Here is a 26,970-nt window from a genome sequence, read left to right on the forward strand (position 1 = left end):
ATATACTATTCAGCTAAATCTCTTACTTTGTAATTTTGTGGATTTAAAGCGAAAATAATATTAGAGGGTATATTAATAAATTGCATGTACTTAATCGATAGAAACTTATAATTCGTGCGTGTCTCTAATAAAAAATAAAAAGGACGCTGGCAAACTACCAACGTCCTATGTAATCAAAAATGCTCTATAGCTTTGCTCTAAATCTTATATAAAATAAGCAAAATCACATCTTTTCCGGAGCAGAAACTCCAAGCAAATCAAGACCAGTTGCAATAACTGTGCGCACAGCAGCGTTAAGCTTTAAGCGAGCTGCAGCACGAGCTGGCTCTGGGCACTTTGCAATGCGCTGAGCTTCGCGCTCGGCTTCTGGCAAACGATTTTCAGGGTCAGTTAACTCCATTGGCACAACGCGCTCAAGGTTGTACCACTTGTGGTAACTTGCTGCCAAATCCTCAAGGTAATGCGCAACTCTGTGAGGAGCGCGCAAGTCGCCAGCTTGAGCCAAAGCTGCAGGCCATTGCGCCAAAGCAGCCAACACTTCGCCGTCAGCCTCGGTATTAAGCAAGCTTAAATCAGCGCCATCTTGCGTAATTCCAGCGTCCGCCGCGTTACGAGCCACATTGCAGCTGCGTGCGTGCGCGTATTGCACGTAATACACAGGATTATCGTTGCTGTGAGAAGCAAGCAAATCCAAATCAATATCAACGCTTGTATTGTAATCTGTGCGAGCAAGCGAGTAGCGCGAAGCATCAACACCAATTGCATCAACTAAATCGTCAATCGTAATAACGTTTCCTGCGCGCTTGCTCATGCGTACAGGCTTGCCATCTTTCATAACGTTTACAAGCTGACCAATAAGAATCTGCATGTTTTCGCCTGGCTTGTCTCCAAAAGCCGCGCACATTGCCATCATTCTGCCAATATAGCCGTGATGATCCGCACCAAGCATGTAAATCGCTACGTCCGCAGGATTCTGTTCGCGATGGCGCTTGTTGCGATAGTACGCAATATCTGCAGCAAAGTAAGCGTAATTGCCGTCAGACTTAATAATTACGCGATCTTTGTCGTCGCCATGCTTAGTGGATTCAAACCAAGTTGCGCCATCTTTTTCAAAAATGTCTCCGCGAGAACGCAAATCTGCAATAGCACGCTCAACTTCGCCATCCTCGTACAGGCTGTTTTCGTGGAACCACACGTCGAAATCAACACGAAAATCGCGCATGGACTTACGGATTTCGGCAAACATCATTGGCACTGCGCGCTTGCGGAACTCTTCGCGCTGCTCGGAATCGCCTTCGCCAAGAGGCAAACCTTCCTCGTCTTTTCCAAGATCAATTCTTGGCAAAGAAAGAACATCAACGCCGTCTGCTTGCGCTTCTTTTATAACAGCGTCTGCGATTTCGTTAATATACGCGCCTTTGTAACCATCTGCAGGCGTTTCTTCACCATGAGCTGCAGCAACTAAAGACTTTGCAAAACGGTTAATTTGCTCGCCATGATCGTTGAAGTAGTACTCGCGCACAACTTTTGCGCCGTTCGCTTCCAAGACTCGAGCCATAGAATCACCAACTGCAGCCCAGCGAGTTCCACCAATGTGGATTGGACCAGTTGGGTTTGCGGAAACAAACTCAAGATTCAAAGTTTTGCCGCTTAAGTGCGTATTTTTGCCAAAATCAGCACCTTGCTTTAAGACCTCGTCTACAACTGCCGCTGCAGAAGCAGAATCAAGCGTTATGTTAATAAAGCCAGGACCTGCAACTTCTACAGACGCAATACCTTCCGCTTCTTGCAAACTCTCAGCAAAAAGCTCGGCTAAATCACTAGGCTTCATACCAGCTTTTTTAGCAAGCTGCATAGCAACGTTCGTAGCCCAATCGCCGTGTGCGCGATCCTTTGGTCGCATAACTGCAAGTTTTTCGGCAGCAGGAATCAAATCTTCTGTTAGACTGCCAGCTTTACCGCTTGCTACTAAATCTTTAGCAATTTTTTCAATTAATTCACTTAAGCTTTCTGGATTCATGGTTTACAGTCTAGCGTTACCGCGCGATGCTTCGCGATTACAATACACAAAAAGCGCTGGAGTCGAAGATTGACTTCCAGCGCTTTTGTTTTGCGATTAATTATTTTCGATTACTTGCAACTACTTACAGCTACTTCTTTTTTGCAGGAGCTTCGCCGAGTTCGCTTTGAGCAACAGAAACGTTTACGTTAGCTGCATCAGATTCCGCGGAATCAGATTCAGAATCAGAAGAATCTCCAGCAACTGCTGCCTTAACAGCGTTAAGATTTACTTCTCCAGTAACGCGTCCAGCTTCAGCAACGTCATCCAAAGTCTCCTCGACAGCCTTGTAAGCATTTTCTGCTACGTTCAAAGTCACTTGCAAAATAGGAGTCTTCATAGAAACTTTTGCTTCAGACTTAATCTTGCGCAAAGTAGCCAAAGCTTCACCCGCGTAAGCCAAAGTATCTGCAGAAACACCGTTTGCAGCAGCCTCATACGCCTTAGCGCATGGCCAGCTAGCGCGATGCACAGAGCCTTCGCCGTCATGCATCCAGCTCCACACTTCTTCAGTAGCGTAAGGCAAGTAAGGAGCAAGCAAGCGAGCCAAAGCATCGAGCGCAAGGCCAAGAGTTGTGCGAGCAGACTTTACAGCAGCTTCGCTTGGAGTGCGTCCAGTCGATTCTGCAGTACCGTAAGCGCGATTCTTTGCAAGCTCAATATAGTCGTCGCAGAACTCCCAGAAGAATGTTTCGATTGCTTCCAAAGCCTTGGAATGCTCGTAAGATTCAAGCGCATCAGTAGCTGTACGAATAACGGATGCAAGCTTTGCCATAACAGAGCGATCCAAAACTTCCGTAACGTCAGCAAAATTCCAGTCCGCGCTAGCAGGCTCAAGAACCTGATGCTCCTCATCTTCTCGGCCAATCGCGAGCGCAAACTTAGTAGCATTCAAAAGCTTAATAGCTAAGCGTCGGCCAATCTTCATTTGGCCTTCGTCGTAAGTTGCGTCCAAGCCAAGTTTTGCAGAAGTTGCCCAGTAGCGTACAGCATCTGCACCAAACTCTTCGATTGGCTTATTTGGCACAACAACGTTGCCTTTAGATTTAGACATCTTCTTATGGTCAGGATCAAGAATCCAGCCAGAAAGTGCAGCATGCTTCCAAGGCAAGCAGCCGTTTTCAAGATGTGCGCGATCAACAGTACTAAACAGCCAAGTACGAATAATATCCTGGCCTTGTGGACGCAAATCCATTGGGAAAGTAGCCTTAAACAAAGCTTGATTTTCCTCACCTGGCTCTTCCCAACGAGTCACGATTTGTGGAGTTAAGGAAGATGTAGCCCAAGTGTCCATAATGTCTTGCTCAGCAGTAAATCCATTTGGCTGGTCTCGCTGCGATTCATCGAATCCTTCTGGAACGTCAATAGTTGGATCGATTGGCAAACGATCTTCGCTAGGAGTCAAAGGATGCTCGTAATCCACTTCCCCATTTTCGTTTACTGGATACCAAAGTGGGAATGGCACACCGAAGAAGCGCTGGCGAGAGATAAGCCAGTCACCATTCAAGCCGTGAACCCAATTCTCATAGCGCACGCGCATAAAGTCTGGGTGGAAGTTAAGTTCCTTGCCTCGCTCAATAAGTTCAGCATTCAACTTTTCGTCCGTGCCACCGTTCTTTAAATACCACTGGCGAGAAGTGACGATTTCCAAAGGCTTATCGCCCTTTTCGTAGAAGTTCGTCATACGCTTTGTTGGCTTTGGATCGCCTTCCATGTCTCCAGCTGCTTGCAAAGCTTCAACAATTTCCTTACGAGCAGAGAACGTGGTTTTGCCGGCAATTTTCTCGAACATTTCACGGCCGGATTCATCTGTAATCCAATCAGGAGTCGTCATAACGATGCGACCGTTACGCTGAATAATTGGTCGAGTTGGCAAATTCAAATCGCGCCACCACTCAACGTCTGTTACGTCACCAAAAGTACAGCACATTGCAATACCAGCACCCTTGTCCATTTGAGCAGCAGAATGCGCCAAAATTGGAACCTTCACCTTAAACAGTGGCGAATAAACTTCCTGACCAAAGTACTTCTTGTAACGCTCATCTTCTGGATTTGCAATTAAAGAAGTGCATGCAGCAAGCAATTCTGGACGCGTAGTTTCAATATAAATTGGCGTACCATCTTCAAAACGGAACGCAATCTTATGGTAGAAACCAGGATATTCGCGTGATTCAAGCTCTGCTTGTGCAACTGCAGTCTGGAAAGTCACATCCCACAATCCAGGAGCATCTTTTTGATAAGCTTCTCCGCGAGCAAGATTGCGAAGGAATGCTTTTTGCGCAACTCGACGAGGCTGCTCACCAATCGTGTGGTAAGTTTGCGACCAGTCTACAGAAAGACCAAGCCTGCGCCACAATGCTTCAAAAAGCTTCTCATCTTGAGAAGTCAAGCGCTCACAAAGCTCAATAAAGTTCTGCCTGCTTACAGGAACCTGATCTTTAGCCTCAATCTTCTTGCCTTCAGTGCCTTCAAAAGGCGGCTTAAAATCAGGGTCATACTTCAACGAAGTATCCACTCGCACACCGTAATAATTTTGTACGCGGCGCTCTGTTGGCAAGCCGTTATCGTCCCAACCCATTGGGTAGAACACGTCAAAGCCTTGCATGCGCTTATATCGCGCAATGACATCCGTATGCGTGTAAGAGAATACGTGACCTACGTGCAAGTGGCCACTAACGGTTGGAGGTGGAGTATCGATAGAATATACGGCCTTACGGTCGCGAGAATTATGGAATGCGTAAGTTTTAGCTTCGTCCCAATTGCTACGCCACTTGTCTTCAAGACCATCAACGCCAACTTTGTTAGGAAGAGGCGTTAAATGTGCGTGCTTTACTGTGTTATTATCCTGTTCACTCATGAACTGAATATTAGAAACTCAGCGCGACAACGCAAATCTTTACGCTTTTCTATTTCACCACTACGCTCTGCAATGGCAGAAGCTGATCCGTCATATTTTTCGTATAGCCGCTTACATTAGACTTCACAGCCATAATGCTCTTTCGAGCATATAACCAGTGAGCTGCAGCATTATTGCTTACTTCGCGCGCATATGCACGAGCATTTGCCTCATATTCGTTTGCATTCTTAGAATGAACCGCATCGGCCCAAGCTTGTTGAGCACGCGCGTCTTGCAAAACGAACGGAGAACCGCTTTCTGCAAACATGCCTTCATCTAAAGTACGATTGCTCGTAGTAAGCGCAAGATCATACTTACCTTCACTAATACGCTTACGCATAGTTTGTTGATCAACTTCTTCAAGATTGACCTTAAAACCACTCACGGAACTAATCTGTTTTGAAAGCTCGCGCCCAACTCCACCTTCGCCCTGTGGAACAAGAAAATTAATAGTTCCTAAATAGCTTGCGCTAAAGTAATGGAACAGGGGAGCAGCTTTGCCTGGATTATAAGGATACAATCCATTTAAATCTTCATAACCAGTTGAAAGAGGATCAATAGGTCCTCCTACTGGAACACCACCATTGCCATCAGCTGCAAGTACAGTTTGCGCATTCAAAGCGTATCTCGCAGCTTTACGAGCCTGCTCATCGCAGAAAATCGATGAAACTGTTGTATTTATTGCAATAAATCGCACTCTTGTGCTCTGACCCTCTACCATTTGCGTATTAGCAACAGCAGCAAGACGCTTATTTTCGTTACCTTCAAGCGGAACTGCCATTTGAATATTGCCCTTTTCCATTGCCTCAGCTAGAGCAGTATCGCTATTGAAATATTGCAAAGTAATACTTGCACAAGAAGCAGGGGTTCCCCAGTATTTATCGTTGCGAAGTAATACTAAAGAATTGCCTTTATTGTAGTCACTTACAGTGAAAGGACCTGTGCCAAGAGCAGCACTTGCATAGTCAATCATCGATTTTGTGTCATAGACAATGCCAACACGTCCAGCAAGACGACGTAAAAGTAACGCATCTGGATTATTAAGTGTAATTACTAAAGTGTAATCATCCGGATTATTAACAGTTTTAATATTTGTAAGTGCGCTATAACCAGGATAATTATTTGTGATGCCTTGTTTCAAAGATTGTAATACGGAAGTCGAAGTCATCTCACTACCGTTAGAGAAACGCACACCTTGACGCAAATTAAAACGATATGTTAAGCCGTCTTTCGAAATATCCCATGACTTCGCGAGACCTGGTTGCAAACTATTATCATCGCCACGTTTAACAAGAGTTTCGTAAACATTACCAATTAAAGCTTGCTGTAAAGCGTCACTGTCGTCGTTTCTAATATCAAGAGATTCAGGAGCAGTACGTAAACCAACTTTTAGCACTGAGTTACTAGCTGGATGCATTATTGCAGCAAAAGGCGAATGACCCTGGTATATTTGCCATCCACACCACAAAATGCCGCTCATTATTACAGACACAACTACAAACACAACCCATGGCATCCAGTCTGCATTAGTGCGAGCATGAGCTGACCTGGAAGTGCGATACGCATATTTGCCTGTTCTTGACATAACCTACAGTCTATATCAATATCTGAATTGGAAACAACACGCTTTAAATAATTGCCGACGGACATGTTGTATTTAAAGGGCATGAAACACATTTTGGATTCCGAGCAGTGCAAATTTTTCTGCCATGCAAAATAAGTCTATGAGAAAGATTAGTCCACTCTTTAGGAGCAAAATAAGCAGTTATTTCGCGCTCAATAGCAACAGGATTTGGACGATTCTGAACCTTACGCCAACCAAGACGACCTGTAACACGTATTACGTGAGTATCTACAGGAAACCCCGGTAATCCAAATGCGTTGCCAAGAACAACATTGGCAGTTTTACGACCAACACCCGGCAACGATATTAAATCTTCCATATTTGATGGCACTATACCAGAAAAATTATTAAGCAAACATGCAGATAATGAAATAATATTCTGTGCTTTTACTCTATAAAATCCGAGAGGGTAAATAATTGACTCAACTTGAGATACAGGAGCAGCAGCTAAGGAACTCGCGTTGGGAAAAATAGAAAAGAGTTCAGACGTCACGATATTCACGCGCTTATCCGTAGTTTGCGCGCTTAATACAGTAGCGATTAGTAGCTCAAATGGATTTTTGAAATTTAATGCACACTTCGGCTCCGGTATTTCTTTGCACAATAAATCGTACTCTGCATAAATACGAGCTAATTTCGCTTGTTTTGATTCTCGCATATTAGAGCTTCGATAAATCATTATTGCGCAGACTGCTTATCTGCATCATTTTCAGAATCATCTTCAACACTGCTTTCGGAAATTTCGCTATTCTCATCAGACTCCGAAGGATCAAAGCGATAGCCAACATTACGCACTGTGCCAATTAGATGTTCATATTCAACACCAAGTTTTGCACGAAGCCTACGAATATGAACGTCTACAGTACGAGTGCCACCGTAGTAGTCGTAACCCCATACTTCTTGCAACAAATGAGCACGAGTAAACACCCTGCGCGGATGCTGCACAAAGTATTTCAGCAATTCAAATTCTTTATAAGCTAAATCAACAGGATGACCATGCAAACTCACTGTGTAGCTACGCATATCTACAACAAGATCTCCAGAACGCATAGTTCCATTGTCTGAATTGAAAGAATCATCAATTTCAGAGCCTTGCGAATGCACAAACAAATCATCAGAAGATCCGTGTTGCAAAGAAGCCAAACGCAAACGACCCTCTACTTCCGCCGGAGAAGCATTAGTAAGCACAACATCAGAAATGTTCCACGAAGGATTTACTACAGTAAAACCACCCTCAGTTATAACTAATATGACAGGAACCGTAATATTTGCAACACGCAGAGAAGAACACATTGATTTAGCGAGAGCTAAATCCTCACGCGCATCAAGCAAAAGAATGGTTTGTGCGGGCAGTTTTGCCAAACTTGACGTATCCAAAGAAAGTAAACGCACTTTATGAGATAACAAAGTAAGTGAAGGTAAAACTGAAGAAGGAGAAGCACACGAAGTCATCAATGTGATATCAGTCATATGATGCCTCCAACAAACAATTGATGTAGTAGCAAATTCAGCCTTTACAGGAATTGTAAACCATACTGCGAAAAATAGCGACAACTGCAACACTTGCATCTTCTAAAGATAAAAAATATCAACACAATAAAGCGCAGTGCAGGTTATAGGCTACATTAGTAAATAAACAAAGTAATTTGTTAATATTTTATGGACATATTACGCTTTATAAATATAAAACTTACAGCACTAGGGAGTGTGTATGAGCAATGAAACACGTATCTGCAATAATAAGATGCAGAAAAATGATAATTCTTGCGTAAATGTTCAAAAACATACCCGTATACCTAGCATGAACGCATTAGCGATGTTTGTAAGCCAAATTTTTGTTGTAGTACTTCTCGCAATTGCAGCAATATTGCCAAACGCAACAGCAAAAATAACACTTATATTATGCCTTATCATAATGCTTACATTTATAGCGTTGTGGCCACTGCACGGAAATGTAATTGACCGAGCTATTGCATTATGCGCAGGAATTGCTTCTACATGGTTTGCAACCGGAGTATTAAAGGTATGGCTACCAAAAAGCGTCATTATTGATAACGAAACTGTGTCGATGAGTAAGTTCATTGCTGCAATTCACCCTTACGAACGCTGGGCTGTATCTTTTGCTCTAATTCTTGTAGCAGCAACATTTGTAACATTCTTGAGGCAAATGCTGCGCGAGAATCGCACAAATTTAGTACGAAATCTTTCGCACACGCTTACTGCAAGTATTGCTTGTGCAGCACTTCCGGGTTGGCTATTTTTGCCGTCAATTATTAGCTTTATGCCATCGCTTCGCAATTTAGACGGTGGAATACTCGTTATAGTACTGTGCATATTTATGCTAATCGCGCTATCAGGACTTTCATATTTGTGGGTTCGCAACAATTATGAAGAATACGAAACTGGAATAGTTTCGCACGATATCGCCATTTCTATATTGCCAATAATGCTTTCAGGAATGCTCGTGTATATTGCAGGCCTTGGAATGCTAGTAGCTGCTTAAAATTATTTAAAAGCGTATGCAACGTTACATTTTAATTTACTTTTGAAAGCAGCACGCACTTACATAAAAACGTCGAAAAACACGGTATGTGTCTTCGACGTTTTATTTATTAGCTTTTAATCTTTATTGTTTTACTCATTAAAAGCGAAACTTATTTTTCGCTTTCTTCCAAGCGCTTGCGAGCTGCGACGATTTCCTTCTCAGCCTGCTCTACACCAGCCCAGAAGTCACCAGGAAGAACTTCCTTACCTGGCTCCAAAGCCTTGTACTGCTCGAAGAAGTGCTTGATTTCAGCTTTATGATACTCGTTCACGTCATCGATATCCTTGATGTCGTCAAAACGAACGTCTGCTGGAACGCACAAAACCTTGTCGTCTCCGCCAGCTTCATCAACCATGTGATACAAGCCAACGGCGCGGCACTCAACAACGCATCCTGGGAACACAGAATTTGGAATCATAACAAGAGCGTCAAGTGGATCGCCATCTTCGCCCAAAGTGCCATCAATATAACCGTAATCATCTGGATAACCCATAGCTGTGAAAAGGGTGCGATCCAAGAATACGCGACCAGTTTCGTGATCCACTTCATACTTGTTCTTAGAACCGCGTGGAATCTCTACCACAACGTTAAAAGTTTCTGCCATATTGGCTCCTTTGATAACTTTAATAACAATTCATATAACTGTTCTATCTCACTTTAGCGCGCACCGACGAACGACAGCAATAGAGCATATAAAACAAAATTTTTGTTAACAAATTTCGTTAAATGATAAACGTTTTGTATCACTTACAGAAGTAGCATAAAATCACATATTTCTAGCACATCCTAGGCATAGCAACAAGACACGCTTTAAGCTATAAAAGTGTCTTAATACACAGTTACTATTGCTACGTTTTACACACGATATGTTGCATACATACCAGTATGGTTACCGAAGCGTAGGCAAGATGACAAAAAAGAGATGCGTGAACACTTCCACTGCTTCACAAGCAGATCAATCCTTCAAAACAAAGAAGGTTCCTGCAGAAAAAAATGCTAGTAAAACGACCTCAACTAATCTTTCAGCAAACGCAAATAATACCGTAGAAAAAACTATTCATAGCGCAAAAGCTGAAAATAAACAATCATCTACTTTACCTACAAATACTGTTTCGAAGCGAAATAAAGCAATAGACGGTTTAAGAGCTTTAGCAATTATTGGTATTGTATGCTTTCATATGCGTCCAAGCCTTCTTATGGGAGGATTCCTTGGAGTAACACTATTTTTGGTATTGGCAGGATATTTTTGTACGAGATCAGTTCTGCGCTATTTAAACGCAGATGAAAACGCAAAAAATACAAAAAATATCGGAGATAATAATAAAAATACTCAAGGAATCAAGCATTACTGGGAGTATTTACTAAAGCGCGTAAAAAGAATTTGGCCGTCAACACTTGGAATTATCGCTATAACAGCACCAATTATGTGGCTTTTTTCGCCAAGTCTACTACCAAAGTTACAAGCGGATGCTCTTTCAGGCTCCGGATTCTTTAGCAATATAATGTATGTTGCCCGTAAACTTTCATATTTTGAACAGTCCGGACTACCTTCTCCTATCAAACATCTTTGGTATCTCGGACTTTTAATGCAGGCTTTTGTTATATGGCCTATTATCCTTGCTGCACTTATTAAATTCGTGCGTAGCAAGCTAATACGCATGTATATCACAGCAGGCTTAGCCATACTTTCTTCTATTCTTACTTTTACTTTTGCCTACTTATTTAACAATTACACAACTCCAGCTCGCGTCTACTATTCTCTAGATACGAGAGCATCAGAATTCTTAATGGGTGCAATGCTAGCAATGTACGGTGCTTGGTTTGTCAAACATTCATTCCACGCGTGGCTTATTCATGCATTACATTTGCTAATGGGCAAAAAGAACATATCGGTCAGCTTAGCTTCATCAGTTAAGTTAGACAGTAGTGTAGATAATTCAGCACTAACGAAAAAATCAGATAAATCCTGCGCAAATAAAGAAAAAGAGTTTATTGAAGATGGAATACCTGCTGACTTGCGTAAAGGATTACAAATTGATTTATCAGATAATGGCGTAACTCCAGATATACAAGAACTTCCAAATAACGCATTCAATAAGCCAAAAACTGTTTTTTATAATCCACTTCGTGCATGGCAGCGATCTTGCGTTGGGTTATTGGCAACAATTGTGTTGTGCTACTGCTTCGTGTATGCAGAAGGCACATCTTCAGTATTTGTTTTTGGCGGATACACAATAACAGCAGCCGCTTGCACACTAATACTATGGTCTTGCACGCAAACTGATAATATTTGCTCAAGAATATTTGCATGGACTCCACTCGCCTATATCGGCAGACGCTCTTTTGCAATTTATTTAGTTCACTTCCCTGTTCTTGAATTATTCAACCCAGCAAATAGAACAACTGCTATTTCTACAGGAGAGCAAATCTTGCAAGCACTAGTAATAGTTGCACTTGCAGAATGCTTGTATCAGTTATTTGAAAAGCCAATAAAAGATCAACAATTATTTAAGCTTATTCGCTCTGTCTCACTAACTTTGTGCTGCATAATTATTGTGTCGTTAATTATCTTGCCAGTAAATTGGCAGGATATAGCCAAGCATAGGTCAATGCAGCTTCGCCCAGAATTGACAGCACAAGTAGAGCAATCTTCATCGTCAAATAAAAAACCTACTGCTTTTGACAAAACTAATTCTAAGCAAGAAACAAAAGAAAAAGCAGTTCCAAAAGGTGTGCAAAAGAATGTAGTAAAACAGTCTCTTCCACCTACACCATCGAAGTATCGTATTCTCTTCCCTATTGCAGAAAAAGTTCCACGAAATCTTGTTACTACTCATACGCGGATCGACAAACGACGCAATACTTGTTCCGTAAACTTAACTATGGTTGGAGATTCCATTACTGAAGGCGCTAAACCATATTTGATGCAAGTTATGCCTAACGCTTATATAGATGGAAAAGTGAGTAGACAAATTTTCCACGGAGCTGATGAATACGAGAAAGATATTTCGGCAAAACACGCTGGAGATGTGGTGATTTTCGCTCTTGGAACCAACGGTCCTCCTCATGACGATAGCGTGCTTCAACACATGGTTGATGTCGCAAAAGGTAGACCTGTTTATTTCGTTACCACACGAGTTCCGCAACCTTGGCAGGATGCAACGAACGATAGCTTACGCAAGTTCGCAGCAACTCATCATAATGTTGGCATTATAGACTGGCATGGTTTGAGTAATGGTCACTCGGAATATTTGACTGACGATGGAGTTCACTTAACTCCAATTGGCGGTCCACAATACGCGAAGATGATTCGTTTAGCTGTATGCGGCGGCTGAAAATTAGAGTTATAACGCGCTAAAACTTTTTAATACTGTTATTAAGCATAATAAATTGTGTTTTGCGTGGTGAAAATAGCTACGAAATATTACGATAGTATCTATGACTGAGTTGAGGACACTACGTGATTTGCAAGACGCTGGGGAAAGCGTATCTACTTGGACGAATCCTTTGCGCGATCCACGTGATTTGCGTTTAGCTCGCATTGCGGGTCCGTGCAGCCTAGTAATTTTTGGCATTACTGGCGATTTAGCACGCAAAAAACTTATGCCAGCAGTATATGATTTAGCTAATCGCGGGCTTTTGCCTCCAGGATTTGGTTTAACTGGTTTTGCGAGACGCGATTGGACGGATGAACATTTCGTAAACTTTGTGCGCGAAAATATTGAGCAGCATTGCAGAACGCCATTTCGTGAGTCAACTTGGATTAATCTCGCTAAAGGCATACGTTTCGTACGCGGCACCTTTGACGATGCGTCCGCGTTTGAGCGTTTAAGCAAAACAGTGAACGAACTTGATCGAGACAGAGGTACTCGCGGAAATCACGCTTTTTACATGTCTATTCCGCCTTCCAGCTTCCCAGTTGTTGCCCAACAGCTTGCAGCATCAGGTCTTTCGCACTCTTCTGAGCATGCTTGGCGACGCGTAATTATTGAAAAGCCTTTTGGCCACGATTTAGCGAGCGCACGAGAATTGGATCGCGTCGTTTCTGAAGTTTTTGATCCTAATTCTGTGTTCCGAATTGACCATTATTTAGGCAAGGAAACTGTGCAAAATTTGCTGGCTTTCCGCTTTGCTAACGCAATGTATGAGCCGATTTGGAACGCAAATTACGTCGATCACGTGCAAATTACGATGGCTGAAGATATTGGCATTGGCGGAAGAGCCGGATACTACGACGGAATCGGTGCTGCACGTGACGTGATTCAGAACCATTTGCTTCAACTTATGGCGCTTACTGCTATGGAAGAGCCTGTAAGTTTCCGCGCTAGCGATTTGACTGCTGAAAAAACGAAAGTTCTATCCGCAATCCGACTACCTCAAGACTTGGCTGCCAATACTGCTCGAGGACAGTATGCAGCAGGATGGCAAGGCTCTTACAAAGCTGTTGGATACTTGGAAGAGCAAGGAATCGACCCTAAAAGCACTACTGAAACGTACGCTGCAGTGCGACTTGACGTTGATACTCGCCGTTGGGCTGGAGTTCCGTTCTACTTGCGAACCGGAAAACGTTTAGGCAAGCGCGTTACGGAAATTGCTGTTATTTTTAAGCGTGCTCCGCATTTGCCGTTTGAGTCTACTGCAGTTCGAGAGCTTGGTAGCAATGCTATTGTGATTCGAGTGCAACCAGACGAGGGCGTTACTATGCGCTTTGGTGCGAAAGTCCCTGGCGGAACTGCTATGGAAGTTCGAGACGTTTCTATGGACTTTAGTTACGGACGCTCTTTTACTGAAAGTTCCCCTGAAGCTTACGAGCGCTTGATTCTTGACGTACTTCTTGGCGAACCACCGCTATTCCCAACTACGCAAGAAGTAGATTTAAGTTGGAAAATTCTTGACCCTATTGAGGAATTCTGGAGTTCGCTTGGCACACAACCGCAACCATATCGCGCTGGAACATGGGGTCCAGCAGAAGCTGATGCTATGCTTGCTCGAGATAATCGCCATTGGAGGCTGCCATGATTATCAACCTTCCTGATACTAATACAAGCAAAATTGCAGCAAAAATCGACGAATTGCACGAAGAGCGCGGCGAATCTGCTACTGGTCGAGTGCTCACTTTGCTTATTGATACAACTCTTAAAGAGTTAGAGCATGCACTTGATGCAGCAAACACAGCTAGCCGCGAGCATCCTTGCCGAGTTATTGCAATGGTTCGAGATTGGTCTAGCGAGCACGCTGCTGAGCGCGGTGAGGTTGTGCCGAATCTCGATGCTCAAGTACGTTTTGGGGCAGATGCTGGAGCTGGCGAAATTATTATTTTGTATCCGCACAACGGTTTAGTTCGTCATCCGGATACGCTTGTCATTCCACTACTTGTGCCAGATGCACCGGTTGTTGCATGGTGGCCAACAAACGCTCCGGAAGATCCTGCTCACGATTTGCTTGGAGCTATGGCAAGTAGCAGAATTACTGACGCACAGCGAGCAGACGATACTCTTAAAACTGTGCAAAACTTGCGTAAAAACTGGTCTCCGCAAGATGCAGATTTGTCTTGGACGCGTTTAACTCCTTGGCGCGCGTTACTTGCTTCTATGCTCGATCAACCTCCACATTTGCCTATTCTTAGCGCGAAGGTTGTGGGTCCTACTCATTACGTATCTCTGCATTTACTAGCAGCTTGGATTAAGAGTAGCTTGCACGTTCCTGTAGAAATAGTTGAAAATCCTGAAGCTCAAGCTATTACTTCCGTAACTTTAGAACGCAAGGATGGCACATTGTCACTCACTCGCCCTGCTGGCGGAGATCAAGCTTTGATTAGCCTGCCTGGACAGGCTGCACAACCTATTGCGCTTCCTATTCGCACTCTGGATGATTGCTTAAGCGAAGAATTGCGACGCATTGATCCTGACGAAATTTATGCGCAGCTGGTGCGAGATAATCCTTCAGAAAATGCGTGAAACATTACGTGAAACAATTCGTGAAATATTTTTAATTGCATAAAAGGAACAACTATGACAAATAATGAAGTTACTTTTGCACATAACGCAAGTATTTACGGATACGATAATCGCGATGTGCTTGCAGCCGTTGCAGCCCAACGTCTAGTAACGCTTATTATGGAATCACAGAATGATGTGCAAAATCTCAATAAACCATTTCATTTATTACTTACTGGTGGCACAGATTCAATACGCATGTTCCAAATGCTTGCTAATAACCCGCTTTTACCAGCAATTAATTGGAATTTAGTGCATATTTGGTGGGCAGATGAGCGTTTCGTAGCTTATGATAGCGAGGATCGCAATGCGCGCAAGGCTCGCGAAATGTTTCTTAACTTACTTACTTCTAACAAAGCTTTGACAGAATCTCATATTCACGAAATGCCTGCAGATGAGCGTAATGCGGAGGAAATTGTAGCAGCCAGCGACGCTGAAAATGACGCTATTTTAGACGCTGCAGCGCGCGACTATGAGGAAGAAATCGTGAGCATACTTGGCAAAGAGCCAGTGTTTGATCTAGCAATTCTTGGCATGGGGCCGGATGCGCATATGGCTTCACTTTTCCCAGGATTACCGCAGGTTAATAATCGCGATCGCATTGTTGTTGGAGTAAATCACTCCCCTAAACTTCCGCCAATGCGATTGTCTCTTACAGTTCCTGTGCTGGCTCACAGCCACCGCACTTGGTTCTTGACTGCCGGAGTAGAAAAAGGCGCTGCTTTAATGAATGTACTTTCTGGTGATAATAATCCAGAATATCCTGCGTCTTTTGCAAACGGAACTGACGAAATCTCTTGGCTAACCACCGCGGAAACTTTGCAAGCTGCTATTAAGTAACTTGTATAGCTTTCTAGCAACATGCATAATACTCAGAACAATAAATAACAGACCTCTGCATAATAATGCAAAGGTCTGTTATCTCTAAATATTATTTGTTTTAATCTTGCTTTACTTCTGGGCGATTAGGCTCTGCCCACAAAGTGTGGAATACGCCTGGCTCGTCAATGCGACCGTAAGTGTGAGCGCCGAAGAAATCACGCTGAGCCTGAATAAGCGAAGCTGGCAAACGCTTGGAACGCAATCCATCGTAGTATGCAAGCAAGCTAGAGAATGCTGGCACAGGAACCCCGTGCTCAACTGCACGCGCAATAACACGACGCCAAGCAGCCTGCGACTTTTCAATAGCATCCTTAAAGTACGGTGCAAAAAGCAAAGAAACGCTCGCTTCACCGGACTCAAAAGCCTCAGAAACGCGGTTCAAGAACTGAGCGCGAATAATGCATCCACCACGCCAAATGCGAGCAACCGCAGCCTGGTCAATCTTCCAATCATGCTCAATTGCAGCAGCAGCAATCTCGTCGAATCCCTGAGCATAAGAAACAATCTTAGAAGCGTACAAAGCTTGGCGAATATCCTCAATAAACGCCTTACGCTCAGCATCGTTCAAATCAAAATGCACATCCGGACCAGTCAAACCTTGGCTTTCAGCAGCTTCTCGCAAAGCAACCTGGCTGGAAAGTCCGCGAGCAAACACGGCTTCAGCAATACCGGTAACTGGTATTCCGAGAGAAAGCGCAGACTGTACAGTCCAAGTACCAGTGCCCTTCATGCCAGCGTGATCCACCATCATCTCAACCAAAGGCTTACCAGTTTTAGCATCCTTCTGGCGAAGCACATCAGCCGTAATCTCAATCAAATAAGAATCAAGTTCGCCCTTATTCCACTCGCTAAACACGTCTGCAATTTCGTCGGATTTCATGCCCAAGCCGCGAAGCATTAAATCGTAGCTTTCGGCAATAAGCTGCATATCCGAGTACTCGATGCCATTGTGAACCATCTTCACAAAATGACCAGCGCCGTCAGTACCAATATGTGTTACGCAAGGCTCACCTTCAGCAACAGCAGCAATAGACTTCAAAATAGGACCAAGAGTCTTCCAAGATTCCTCAGTGCCACCAGGCATCATCGAAGGACCACGCAAAGCACCTTCTTCGCCGCCAGAAACACCGCAACCAACGTAATGAAGACCACGCGCGCGAATGTCACGCTCTCTGCGAATCGTATCTTCAAAATAAGAGTTTCCGCCGTCGACGATAATATCTCCAGGCTCCATAGCATTTGCAAGTTCTTCAATCACAGCATCAGTAGGAGCACCAGCTTTTACCATAATTATTGCGGTGCGCGGACGCTTTAGAGAAGCCACAAATTCTTCAACAGTTTTTGAAGGCACAAAAGCACCTTCACTGCCATGCTCATTCATTAAAGTTTCAGTGCGCGAATAATGACGATTATAAACAGCTACTGTATTTCCATGATGCGCAAGATTACGCGCTAAATTCGAACCCATGGCAGCCAAACCAACAACACCAATATTTGCCTGAGCTTGAGTCATAATGACACCTCTTATCTTGTACTTGTTTTGTTATTTGCACGCATGCTTTGCGCACCCAAGCAATCTGCATTATCTACAAAATGCACAACTTTTTATTTTGCGTTACGCCCCTTCAAGAAACGCACTTAATAATTTTATAGGCGGATATGCACAAGGCTTAACAATATGCAAGTTAAGTAGTTCCAAATATAAATTCTGTGAAATAGATTACATTTTTAATCGTTAAAACTAAGCTCATATTCACTTCATAAAACACGACACGCTTACAAACACGCTATTTTTAGCTATTTTAAATAATAACTATATATAGTGTTTACACAGTCGACACACCACTATAAATAGTGCTTATTCAGAGTAAGCTAACTACTTGGCTTTTGTCGATACAACACGGAATTGCAAAATTCCCCCATCACCAGAGGAGATTGAAATGACTATCACAGTGTTTACTAAACCTCATTGCCCACAGTGTGATGCAACTAAGCGACAGTTCACAAAACTTGGCGTGAACTTTGAAACAGTAGACTTGTCAAAAAGCCCTGAATCACTCGAACAGTTAAGAAATGCCGGATACCGTCAAGCTCCAGTAGTCATTGCTCCCGACGCATCCTGGAGTGGGTACCGTCCAGATCTAATTGCGCAAATTGCGGATAAACTCGGAACTTCCGCAGAGGCAGCAAAAGAAGCATAAGAAATGTGTGAGCAAGAAAATATAACACAACAAAGCGAGCCTGAATCGCGCGCACAAGGCGAATCAATCGGAGCTGTAGTCTACTTTTCCTCAGTTTCCGAAAACACGTTAAGATTTGTGCAAAATTGCGATTTTCCAAGCAATAACGTAAACGTGTACCGCATACCACTTCGCCCTAAAGAGCCGGAATTAAACGTGCGCGAACCGTACGTTTTGATTGTTCCAACTTACGGCGGTGGAAATATTGCGAAAGCAATACCAATGCAAGTTCGCAAATTCTTAAATAATCGCGAAAATCGTTCGTTTATTCGCGGGGTAATTTCTTCCGGAAATACAAATTTTGGAGAAGCATATTGCGCTGCAGGCGGTCAAATTGCAGGAAAGTGCAAAATCCCAAATATGTACTCGTTTGAACTCACGGGAACTGCAGAAGATATAGAAAAAGTAGCGCATGGGATACCGAGATTTTTAAAACAACTCAAAGAAACAGAACAAACGAAATAAACGAAATAAGTAAAAGAAACAAAACAAACAGCGTTTGAAAAACAAAAATAACGCATGAAGAAAGGAACAAACCCCATGAATAGCACAGATCCGATGAGCGAATCTACTTCGCTTAATCTTGATCACACTGATTCTGCAAGCACAACTGCCAGCACAACAGCAGAGCGCATTCGCAACAGCCGCGACTACCACGTTCTTAACGCTATGCTCGGTCTTTTTGACCCAGAAAAAGGCATTCAGTTTGATAAAGATCAGGAAGCAGAAAAGCTTTACGTTTCGGATTACGTGCAAGAACACAGCATGAAGTTTGCTTCAACTCGCGAACGCTTGAACTATTTGATTGACAACTATTACTACAACGGCAACGTGTTCAACAAATACAGCGATGAGTTTCTCGATAAATTCTACGAGCATGCAGAAGCCGCTCACCACACTTTTGGCACATTCTTAGGTGCTTTTAAGTTCTACACTTCTTACGCTTTAAAGACTTTCGACGGCAAGCAGTATTTGGAAAACTTCGCTCAGCGCGCAGCTGCTGTTGCATTGGAACTCGCAGACGGCGACGAAAAAGCAGCGCTCAACTATTTGGACGAAATGCTTGCAGGTCGCTTCCAGCCAGCCACTCCAACGTTCTTGAATCTTGGTAAAGCTCAGCGCGGAGAGGCTGTGAGCTGCTTCCTCGTGCGTTTGGAAGATAATATGGAGTCTATTGCGCGCGGAATTAATTCTGCTTTGCAACTTTCTAAACGAGGCGGCGGCGTGGCTCTTTTGCTTACGAATTTGCGCGAGCTTGGCGCTCCTATTAAGCGCATCGAAAATCAGTCGAGTGGCGTTGTACCTGTTATGAAGCTTTTGGAAGATTCATTCTCTTACGCTAATCAGCTTGGCGCTCGTCAGGGCGCTGGTGCTGTGTATATTAGCGCTCACCACCCAGATATTATGCGTTTCCTCGACACTAAGCGCGAGAACGCGGACGAGAAGATTCGTATTAAGTCGCTTTCTTTAGGCGTTGTTATTCCAGATATTACTTTTGAGCTTGCTAAGCGCAAAGAAAAGATGGCTTTGTTTAGCCCTTACGATGTTGAGCGCGAATATGGCAAGCCTTTTGCAGACATTTCTGTTACTGAACATTACGACGAGATGGTTGCAAATCCTCGCATTCACAAGAAGTACATCGACGCTCGCGAATTCTTTATGACACTTGCGGAAATTCAGTTTGAGTCTGGCTACCCTTACATTTTGTTTGAGGATACTGTGAATCGCACAAATCCTATTAAGGGTCGCATTACTATGAGCAACTTGTGCTCCGAGATTTTGCAAACTCAGGAAGCAAGCACTTATAACGCTGACTTATCTTATAGTCACGTTGGCCGCGACATTTCTTGCAATCTCGGCTCTCTTAATATTGCTAAGGCAATGGATGGTGACTTGGGTGCAAGCGTTGATTTGGCGGTACGTGCGCTCACTTCTGTTTCGGAGCACACTTCGATTGATTCTGTACCTTCGATTCGTCGCGGAAACGCAGAAGGTCACGCTATTGGCTTGGGTCAAATGAATTTGCACGGTTTCCTTGCTCGCGAGCACATGCAGTACGGAAGCGAGGAAGCTCTTGACTTTACAGACATGTACTTTATGACTGTTGCTTACCACGCTTATAAGGCTTCTCACGCTTTGGCTGTAGAGCGCGGACACGCTTTTGCAAGCTTTAAAACGAGTGCCTACGCTAAGCCTGCAGGAAAAGGCAACTATTTCGATAAATACACTGATGGAAGTCGTTCTCTTGAGCCTCGCACTCAAGCGGTTCGCGATTTGTTTGCTCGTTTCAATGTTGCGATTCCAAGTGTTTCAGACTGGGAGCAACTGCGCGACGAGATTTTGCGCGACGGCATTTACAACGAGTATTTGCAGGCTGTTCCTCCAACTGGCTCAATCTCTTACATCAACCATTCCACGAGTTCAATCCACCCAATTGCTTCTCGCATTGAGATTCGTAAAGAGGGCAAAGTTGGTCGCGTCTACTACCCTGCAGCATACATGACGAACGACAATATGCAGTACTTTAAGGATGCTTACGAGATTGGCTGGAAGGCAATTATTGATACTTACGCTGAAGCAACTCAGCATGTGGATCAGGGATTGTCGCTTACTTTGTTCTTCCCAGACACTACGACTACTCGCGATTTGAATAAGGCTCAGATTTACGCATGGCGCAAGGGCATTAAGACTCTTTACTACATTCGTATTCGCCAGAAAGCTTTGGAAGGTACGGAAATTGAAGGTTGCGTAAGCTGCACACTATAAGTAGTAGTGATAAAAATTTTAGCTACGTAGATATTTCCAAATTAAATAAAAAAACTTAAAAATTTTGTAAAACGTAAACACAAGATCAGGAGTAATTATGACAGAACTCGATACAACTGCGCTCGATCCAACAGCATTGCGCAGTAGCCTCGATAAGCCTTTCGGCACAAATCGCGTAATCGCAGATGACGCTATGATGGCAGCTTCTATCACACCATCTCAGTACCGCTACCATCACGGATCGCGTGTACGCCCAGTTAATTGGAATAATATTGTTGACGACAAGGATTTGGACGTTTGGAATCGTCTTATTGCTAACTTCTGGCTTCCTGAAAAGGTGCCGCTGAGCAACGATATTCCTTCTTGGCGTTCCCTCACCGATCTTGAACGCAAGACCACTACTCGCGTTTTTACGGGCTTGACTTTGCTTGATACTAGCCAGGCAACTATTGGCGAACTTTGCCAGATTGAGCACGCTCGCACCGAGCATGAGCAGGCTATTTACACGAATATTGCTTTTATGCAGTCGATTCACGCGCGCTCCTACTCCTCTATTTTCTCTACTCTTTGCTCTAGCGAGGAAATTGACGAAGCTTACCGTTGGGCTGTTGGCAACGATGTTTTGCAGCAGCGCGTCACCACTGTGCTTTGCGAGTACGAGAGCGAAGATCCGCTTAAACGCAAGATTGCTGCAACTATGCTTTCTTCACTTCTTCTTTACGCGGGATTCTACCTTCCGCTTTATTTTGCTTCTCGCGGAAAGATGATGAACACTGCCGATATGATTCGTTTGATTTTGCGCGATAAGGCGATTCACGGCTATTATTCTGGTTACAAGTTCCAGCGCGGTTTGGAGCTTAGAAGCGAGAACGATAAGAAGAATCTTGAAAAGTTCACTATGAACTTGCTCGATACTTTGTACGATTTGGAAGTTGAGTATTCTGGTCAGATTTACGAAGGATTTGACTTCCACGATGACGTTTTTGACTTCGTTCGTTATAACGCTAACAAGGCTTTGATGAATCTTGGCTATCCTGCTAAGTACAGCGAAGAAGAAACTCACGTAAGCCCAGAAATTCTCGCAGCTCTATCTCCTGCTGCCGACGAAAATCACGACTTCTTCTCCGGCTCTGGCTCCAGCTACATCATGGGAAAGTCTGTTGAAACCGACGACGACGATTGGGACTTCTAGTCGCATAATTGATTGTTTATTTGATTAACTGACTGTTCGATTGGTTAACTAATTAATTTAATTAGTTAACCAATTTAATTTATCTAAGTCAATTATTGAACCAAAATATCGTATACATAAAAACTGAAAAATTAGAAAGTAACATGAGCCCCCTCAGCCTTTATGGTACACTATGGAAAAGAAACTGGTTTTGTTAATCCCTTTATGCAAAAATCAGCAGTGACTATCAATTCATCCTCCGTTTAAACTAAGCGTTTTGGGCTGAACTGAGCAGGCGCTCAAGTTTGGAATCCAAATTGATAAGGATGCCTAGCAGTTGTTAGTCACATCTATACGAAGAAAGAAGGTCAGTTATGGGGAAAATGACTTATAAAAAAGTACTTTGTGTTGTAGTGCTATTCAGTTCGCTGGTGGGGCTAGCGGCCTGCGGTAGCTCCAAAGCAAACAATTCAGCGTCTACGAAAATAACCCATCAGTCAACTAAAAAACATTCAAAATCAATCAAAAAACCTTCAGAAAAGAACGTTCCTGAGGCTTTTGTGAAAGGCGAAAAAGGAACTTTTGAAGCACTAGGTGAAACTAAACCCGTTATTTGGGACGCTTATCCTGATAAGTTGGCCTACGTGAAAGATGCTTTTTATCATTGGACACTTCAAGACGACTGGTTCCAAGTCATTACTGGTCACTACATGGTCGTCGACCGTTTAAATACTTCAGGAATGTTATTAAAGAAACTTCAAAAGGGCACACCAGTTAAATTAAACGGCAAAGACTATAAAGTGGCAGATTATAAAGACTTTGAAGGAGGAGGCAGCGCGGATAAATTGTTAAGCCAGTTCAAAGGATATGTTGAGCAATTCCCTAAATCTGCTTACTTTATTCAAACCTGTCTTGATGCCAGAACTTATGGCGGACAACGTTTAGTAGTTCTTGACGTAGCAAAATAGTAAATGGTTTAGCCACAAAATTTAGGCTATTTGCCAAATTTTGTTGTTTTGAAAATATTGCCTGTTAATCAATATCGTTGATGAACAGGCAATATTTTTTAACTGATTACGCGACTGTATCGTATAACTTTAATTGCACATTCGCTATGTTATACGCGTTATCGTGGTTAATTTACGCTATCTGTCCTCTTCAAGACCAGCAGTGAATTTTTCTGCTAAGATGTGAAAGCCTTCTAAATATTCTCCATAACCATCGGCAATAATCGCATCGTCATGAACTACAAACTTATTATTTTCTAACACTACATACTTGGTAAAGAATTGCTCAAGCTCTGCAGCCAATTTATCAAAATCTTCTTCAGAAAGCTCATCGTCATCGTCACTAGTATTTGCTGCAGCAGATGGATTCCAATTTTTTACTCCAAAATCTTGACTCATGATATTCCTTCTTCTTAATGTAATCTATGAATATTGCATATTAGCATCCTAGACAGCAACCAAAAAGTTACTGATAAATAAAAAACAACTAAATAGGATTAAAATCTACCGTAATATAACTTAGAAAATATGAAATAGAAGATTAGCGAAGTGCTGTGTGCATTTCGCTAATCTTTATGAAATAAATTGTTCAATAACGATCATCAGGTATGAAGGCACGTGCAAAAGCAACAATAAGTGTAAAAACAAATGTTTCAATCCACCTATTTGGAGATGAAATGTAAGCAATTGTATTGCCACTAAATATTGCAAAAATTCCAAGCAAGCCAATAAATGTCAACGGCATATAAGTAGCTTCTCGTTTGATAAGTCGCTTAAAATAAGCCAAAATTTGCTTTTTCATAATGATTCACCTACCCCACTGGTCACGACATTGCCATGCGCAATACCCAATTGAAATGCAATACCAACAGAACCACCGAGTTTCTTTAACACTGTCTTTGCTAAGCGCTTCACCGCATAATTCCTTTCCTTAAAACGTTATTTTGCTGTACAAATAAATTGTGCAATGGCTCTCAGTGTAATAAAAAAATACTGTCATGTAATCAGCTGTAACTATATTTAGTGACACAGTAAAATTGGCAATACTTGTGATTGTTATTTTTGGGCTCAGTAGAAATTTTTATGCTGCAAAAATCAACCCAAACACATCCGTTATCGTGTCAGTTTTTGTTAGATTTGCAATTTTTGCCACGATAACTCCATAAATATGTCTTTATTTAAGAATGGTTCCAAAACGGAAATGTTCTTAAATGTTGATTGTTGAGAACATACAAACTGCTAATCGTAAAAGTTTTAAAAAGTTTTCTAAAAACGCTATCGTTAAAAATAAGTACGCCTATTTGTGTAGATAAAATTTGAACGTTAGTATGTTGGTAATTTACAAAACAAGAATCACAAGGAGGTGCTTATTATGACCAATCCTTTGCGCGGTATACGAGAAGAAGATATCGTCAAGTACTTTAAAGATCACAATCTTTCAGTTGATAAGACGTATGTATTTACCATGAAATACGACCCTTGGTGGAAAGATTTACTCAAACTATTTTTGTTACCTAAATTATTCTATGTAGCGCAAAGTGTTGATGCGCGTATTGTTGCTGCCACTAATAATGAGTTTATTGTTGTTAATCCGAATACCATTTTAGGCTCGGGTAATCTAGCTAAATTAGACGATAAGCATCTTCATCGCATTCCGTGGAATCAACTCACTAATTTTGAAGTTATAAATAAGCCAACAACTCAAATAATTCGCTTTACTGCGAATGGTAAAACCGAAGAATGGAGTGTGCCAACGGAAAGTGCTAGCGTATGGCACTTTAATGTGTACAATCTTGATAATTTGAGAAAAACAATACAATCGCACATCTCTTGATAAGCGGATTCCAAAACAAGATACCATATATTGTATGAACACTACTTACGCAATTGTTGATAATGACACGCTTGTATTGCGATATATGCAACTTCTTCTGAGAAGTCGTTTGCCTGAAAACTTTGTTTGTGCATGGATGTGTTCTTCTGCAAAACAAGCTATTCATCGTTGCGTTACAGAAAATACTCCTGACATACTTTTAGTAGATATGTCAATGAGAGAAATGAGTGGTGTTGATGTAATTAAGGCAATTCGCGAGCGCAATAGCAATATTGTTTTGATTGGCATTACTTCCTACATGCTGGATGAATACGTATTGCAAGTTGCTAAGTCGGGTGGTCAAGCGCTAGTACATAAAGACAATTTAGCAGACATAGTTGCAGCTATTCAATCGCGCACAACAAGCTACGGTTGCCCAGAATTGCCACAATATATTGACTATTTTCACACTCCGCAAGAATCATTCAATATGATTTCTCAACTTCCGAAGACTTCAGTTTTGTCTCCTCAAGAATCGGAAATTATGCGCTTGTGCAAACAGGGATCTTCTACGAAAGAGATTGCAGATCAGCTTAATGTGAAAGTTTCAACAGTCAACACGCACTTACGGCGTATTTATGGAAAACTTCAAGTTAAAAGTCGTATGCAAGCGCTCGCTGCGCTCGCAAAATATTCGCATGACATATAACGTGTAAGAAATTAACATGTAAAAGTAGGTAGTTATGAAATTATTAACGCGTATGATCAATTTTTTGCCGCATGATGCCTGGCAGAAAATTGGAATTGGCGCAATCATAAGTTGTACTTTGATTCTTGAAATTTGTTCCTATAATAATCTTCATTACTACTCTAATTGGCATGCAATTACGGTTGAAATAGTATGGATTGTAATCTGCTTATGTATTGCAATATGGCCTCGTAAAGCATCTTTTATTGTGCTTATTTGGATGCCGTTGGTAATTATTGCGCCAAATATCAACTACTCATCTATGATGCTTACCATATTGATTTGTTTAGCAATTGCTGTAATTACTCAACCTTGGTACACTGTGCTTTCTTCTTGCGGAGTTTCTTCATGGTTCTTTATTATCTGCGATTTTCAAAACGCTTATGTGTTAGCGTGGTGGCTTCTTATCACTCTTATTTCTAGCGCAATCGTAAAATACTATATTTCCACTATTCACCAACAGCAGGAACAGTTATTTGCACAGCGTTACAACATTTTTCAAAAATATGCCACTATTGCAGCAATTCGCATGCACGATGAAGTAACTAATGAGCTTTCCAGCATTATGATGATGGCTCAACAATCTATTGAACCTCAAACAACTCATGACCAAGAACATGAAAATTCGCGAGAGATTCTTCAACGTGCTACTACAACTGTTCATAGAGCACGTAATATTATTTCTCTTCTTGACAATGCTACAACTGCAAGCACTGGCGATGTTATGCAATCGACTACATTTTATAAAGATTTTTGCACAGGCTTACGTGTTTTATTTGACTGTGAACAAAAGTCATTTGAAAAGCTTGACTATATTGGTTCCATTGACTTGAGTAGTGATTTAGCTACTGAAAATTCGAGATCAGCACATTTACCTTTTGAAGAATGTGCTCAAATTGAATATATTTGCAGAGAACTGCTTGCGAACGTAAAAAAGCATGCTGCAAAACCTAAAGAATACGCCATGAATGTAATGCTTAATGACCATGAATGTCATATTACGTGTATAAATAGTGCGCAACGAGGCGTTCTTGCTAACTTGCAATTAGGATATGGACTGCGTTTTCATAAGATGCTTGCGGAACGAGTTGGCGGAACTTTTAAAGTTATTGAAGATGGCGATTCGTGGATTATTAATGTACATGTTCCACTTCATGTAGAGAAATAGTCATTGTGCTTTCTTGCGCTTTAATCGAGTATTTGGACACGTTTTAATCGAGTAT

Annotated in this window: 22 protein-coding genes; 13 read left to right on the forward strand and 9 right to left on the reverse strand. The window is 42.3% G+C overall.

From position 1 onward, the window contains the following. Positions 1 to 223: 223 nt before the first annotated feature. The 5 genes from argS to HXT43_RS05250 all read right to left on the reverse strand — a co-directional run bounded on the left by argS (position 224) and on the right by HXT43_RS05250 (position 8,049). Positions 224 to 2,020, reverse strand: coding sequence for an arginine--tRNA ligase (argS, locus tag HXT43_RS05230; protein WP_004105648.1), 1,797 nt, complete (start codon positions 2,018 to 2,020; stop codon positions 224 to 226). Between the two features lie 130 nt (positions 2,021 to 2,150). Continuing rightward, positions 2,151 to 4,916: a valine--tRNA ligase gene (gene valS, locus HXT43_RS05235; protein WP_004105649.1), complete on the reverse strand. Its 2,766-nt coding sequence runs from the start codon at positions 4,914 to 4,916 to the stop codon at positions 2,151 to 2,153. Positions 4,917 to 4,965: 49 nt separating this feature from the next. Next, on the reverse strand, positions 4,966 to 6,471 hold the full coding sequence (locus HXT43_RS05240) for an ABC transporter substrate-binding protein (RefSeq protein WP_064340652.1): 1,506 nt from the start codon (positions 6,469 to 6,471) through the stop codon (positions 4,966 to 4,968). Positions 6,472 to 6,583: 112 nt separating this feature from the next. Beyond that, positions 6,584 to 7,237 carry an endonuclease III gene (gene nth / locus HXT43_RS05245; RefSeq protein WP_415707258.1) on the reverse strand — a complete coding sequence of 218 codons (654 nt, stop codon included), beginning with the start codon at positions 7,235 to 7,237 and terminating at the stop codon, positions 6,584 to 6,586. Positions 7,238 to 7,257: 20 nt separating this feature from the next. Then, the gene (locus HXT43_RS05250) at positions 7,258 to 8,049 is read right to left on the reverse strand and encodes a response regulator transcription factor (RefSeq protein WP_032835323.1); all 792 of its coding nucleotides are present in this window, start codon (positions 8,047 to 8,049) and stop codon (positions 7,258 to 7,260) included. Positions 8,050 to 8,290: 241 nt separating this feature from the next. On the opposite strand from HXT43_RS05250, the gene HXT43_RS05255 reads away from it, so the two are divergent. Next, positions 8,291 to 9,082, forward strand: a complete 792-nt coding sequence (locus HXT43_RS05255) for a beta-carotene 15,15'-monooxygenase (protein ID WP_174164273.1) — start codon at positions 8,291 to 8,293, stop codon at positions 9,080 to 9,082. Positions 9,083 to 9,233: 151 nt separating this feature from the next. Here HXT43_RS05255 and HXT43_RS05260 read toward each other — a convergent pair whose 3' ends face one another. Beyond that, positions 9,234 to 9,728, reverse strand: a complete 495-nt coding sequence (locus HXT43_RS05260; RefSeq protein WP_004105658.1) for an inorganic diphosphatase — start codon at positions 9,726 to 9,728, stop codon at positions 9,234 to 9,236. A 322-nt stretch (positions 9,729 to 10,050) separates the two neighbouring features. Between HXT43_RS05260 and HXT43_RS05265 the strand changes: the two genes are divergently transcribed. The 4 genes from HXT43_RS05265 (at position 10,051) to pgl (ending at position 15,960) form a co-directional block, all read left to right on the forward strand. After that, complete coding sequence (locus HXT43_RS05265) at positions 10,051 to 12,459, forward strand: acyltransferase family protein (RefSeq protein ID WP_112928861.1); 2,409 nt, start codon at positions 10,051 to 10,053, stop codon at positions 12,457 to 12,459. Positions 12,460 to 12,562: 103 nt separating this feature from the next. Further along, the gene (gene zwf / locus HXT43_RS05270; RefSeq protein ID WP_004105660.1) at positions 12,563 to 14,143 is read left to right on the forward strand and encodes a glucose-6-phosphate dehydrogenase; all 1,581 of its coding nucleotides are present in this window, start codon (positions 12,563 to 12,565) and stop codon (positions 14,141 to 14,143) included. Next, positions 14,140 to 15,081, forward strand: a complete 942-nt coding sequence (locus tag HXT43_RS05275) for a glucose-6-phosphate dehydrogenase assembly protein OpcA (RefSeq protein ID WP_004105661.1) — start codon at positions 14,140 to 14,142, stop codon at positions 15,079 to 15,081. Before zwf ends, HXT43_RS05275 begins: the two co-directional genes overlap by 4 nt. 54 nt (positions 15,082 to 15,135) lie before the next feature. Next, positions 15,136 to 15,960, forward strand: coding sequence for a 6-phosphogluconolactonase (gene pgl, locus HXT43_RS05280; RefSeq protein ID WP_004574148.1), 825 nt, complete (start codon positions 15,136 to 15,138; stop codon positions 15,958 to 15,960). 100 nt (positions 15,961 to 16,060) lie between these two features. Here the strand turns inward: pgl and gndA are convergent, their stop codons facing one another. After that, complete coding sequence (gene gndA / locus HXT43_RS05285; protein ID WP_004574149.1) at positions 16,061 to 17,515, reverse strand: NADP-dependent phosphogluconate dehydrogenase; 1,455 nt, start codon at positions 17,513 to 17,515, stop codon at positions 16,061 to 16,063. Positions 17,516 to 17,942: 427 nt separating this feature from the next. On the opposite strand from gndA, the gene nrdH reads away from it, so the two are divergent. The 5 genes from nrdH (at position 17,943) to HXT43_RS05310 (ending at position 23,147) form a co-directional block, all read left to right on the forward strand. Next, positions 17,943 to 18,203: a glutaredoxin-like protein NrdH gene (gene nrdH / locus HXT43_RS05290; RefSeq protein WP_004574150.1), complete on the forward strand. Its 261-nt coding sequence runs from the start codon at positions 17,943 to 17,945 to the stop codon at positions 18,201 to 18,203. Positions 18,204 to 18,206: 3 nt separating this feature from the next. Continuing rightward, positions 18,207 to 18,707, forward strand: a complete 501-nt coding sequence (gene nrdI / locus HXT43_RS05295) for a class Ib ribonucleoside-diphosphate reductase assembly flavoprotein NrdI (protein WP_064621463.1) — start codon at positions 18,207 to 18,209, stop codon at positions 18,705 to 18,707. Positions 18,708 to 18,782: 75 nt separating this feature from the next. Continuing rightward, positions 18,783 to 21,008 (forward strand): class 1b ribonucleoside-diphosphate reductase subunit alpha, encoded by a 2,226-nt coding sequence (gene nrdE, locus HXT43_RS05300; protein ID WP_100066576.1) that lies wholly within the window; start codon positions 18,783 to 18,785, stop codon positions 21,006 to 21,008. Positions 21,009 to 21,105: 97 nt separating this feature from the next. After that, a complete protein-coding gene (gene nrdF, locus HXT43_RS05305) occupies positions 21,106 to 22,200 on the forward strand; it encodes a class 1b ribonucleoside-diphosphate reductase subunit beta (RefSeq protein ID WP_004105670.1) in 1,095 nt (364 codons plus the stop codon). A gap of 353 nt (positions 22,201 to 22,553) precedes the next feature. After that, positions 22,554 to 23,147 (forward strand): hypothetical protein, encoded by a 594-nt coding sequence (locus tag HXT43_RS05310; RefSeq protein ID WP_004105672.1) that lies wholly within the window; start codon positions 22,554 to 22,556, stop codon positions 23,145 to 23,147. Between the two features lie 177 nt (positions 23,148 to 23,324). Here the strand turns inward: HXT43_RS05310 and HXT43_RS05315 are convergent, their stop codons facing one another. After that, entirely contained in the window at positions 23,325 to 23,585 is a 261-nt protein-coding gene (locus HXT43_RS05315; protein WP_004105674.1) for a hypothetical protein, read from the reverse strand. A 190-nt stretch (positions 23,586 to 23,775) separates the two neighbouring features. After that, positions 23,776 to 23,988: a hypothetical protein gene (locus HXT43_RS05320; protein ID WP_004105675.1), complete on the reverse strand. Its 213-nt coding sequence runs from the start codon at positions 23,986 to 23,988 to the stop codon at positions 23,776 to 23,778. A 570-nt stretch (positions 23,989 to 24,558) separates the two neighbouring features. On the opposite strand from HXT43_RS05320, the gene HXT43_RS05325 reads away from it, so the two are divergent. From HXT43_RS05325 to HXT43_RS05335, 3 genes are read left to right on the forward strand one after another with little or no spacing between them, the layout of a single operon-like run. Next, positions 24,559 to 25,020 (forward strand): hypothetical protein, encoded by a 462-nt coding sequence (locus tag HXT43_RS05325; protein ID WP_004574152.1) that lies wholly within the window; start codon positions 24,559 to 24,561, stop codon positions 25,018 to 25,020. A gap of 34 nt (positions 25,021 to 25,054) precedes the next feature. Then, positions 25,055 to 25,708, forward strand: coding sequence for a response regulator transcription factor (locus HXT43_RS05330; protein ID WP_004105678.1), 654 nt, complete (start codon positions 25,055 to 25,057; stop codon positions 25,706 to 25,708). A gap of 34 nt (positions 25,709 to 25,742) precedes the next feature. Further along, complete coding sequence (locus HXT43_RS05335; RefSeq protein WP_004105679.1) at positions 25,743 to 26,915, forward strand: exodeoxyribonuclease V; 1,173 nt, start codon at positions 25,743 to 25,745, stop codon at positions 26,913 to 26,915. Positions 26,916 to 26,970: the final 55 nt, after the last annotated feature.

This window comes from Gardnerella sp. DNF01195 (assembly GCF_049244175.1).
GTDB classification, from domain to species: domain Bacteria; phylum Actinomycetota; class Actinomycetes; order Actinomycetales; family Bifidobacteriaceae; genus Bifidobacterium; species Bifidobacterium leopoldii.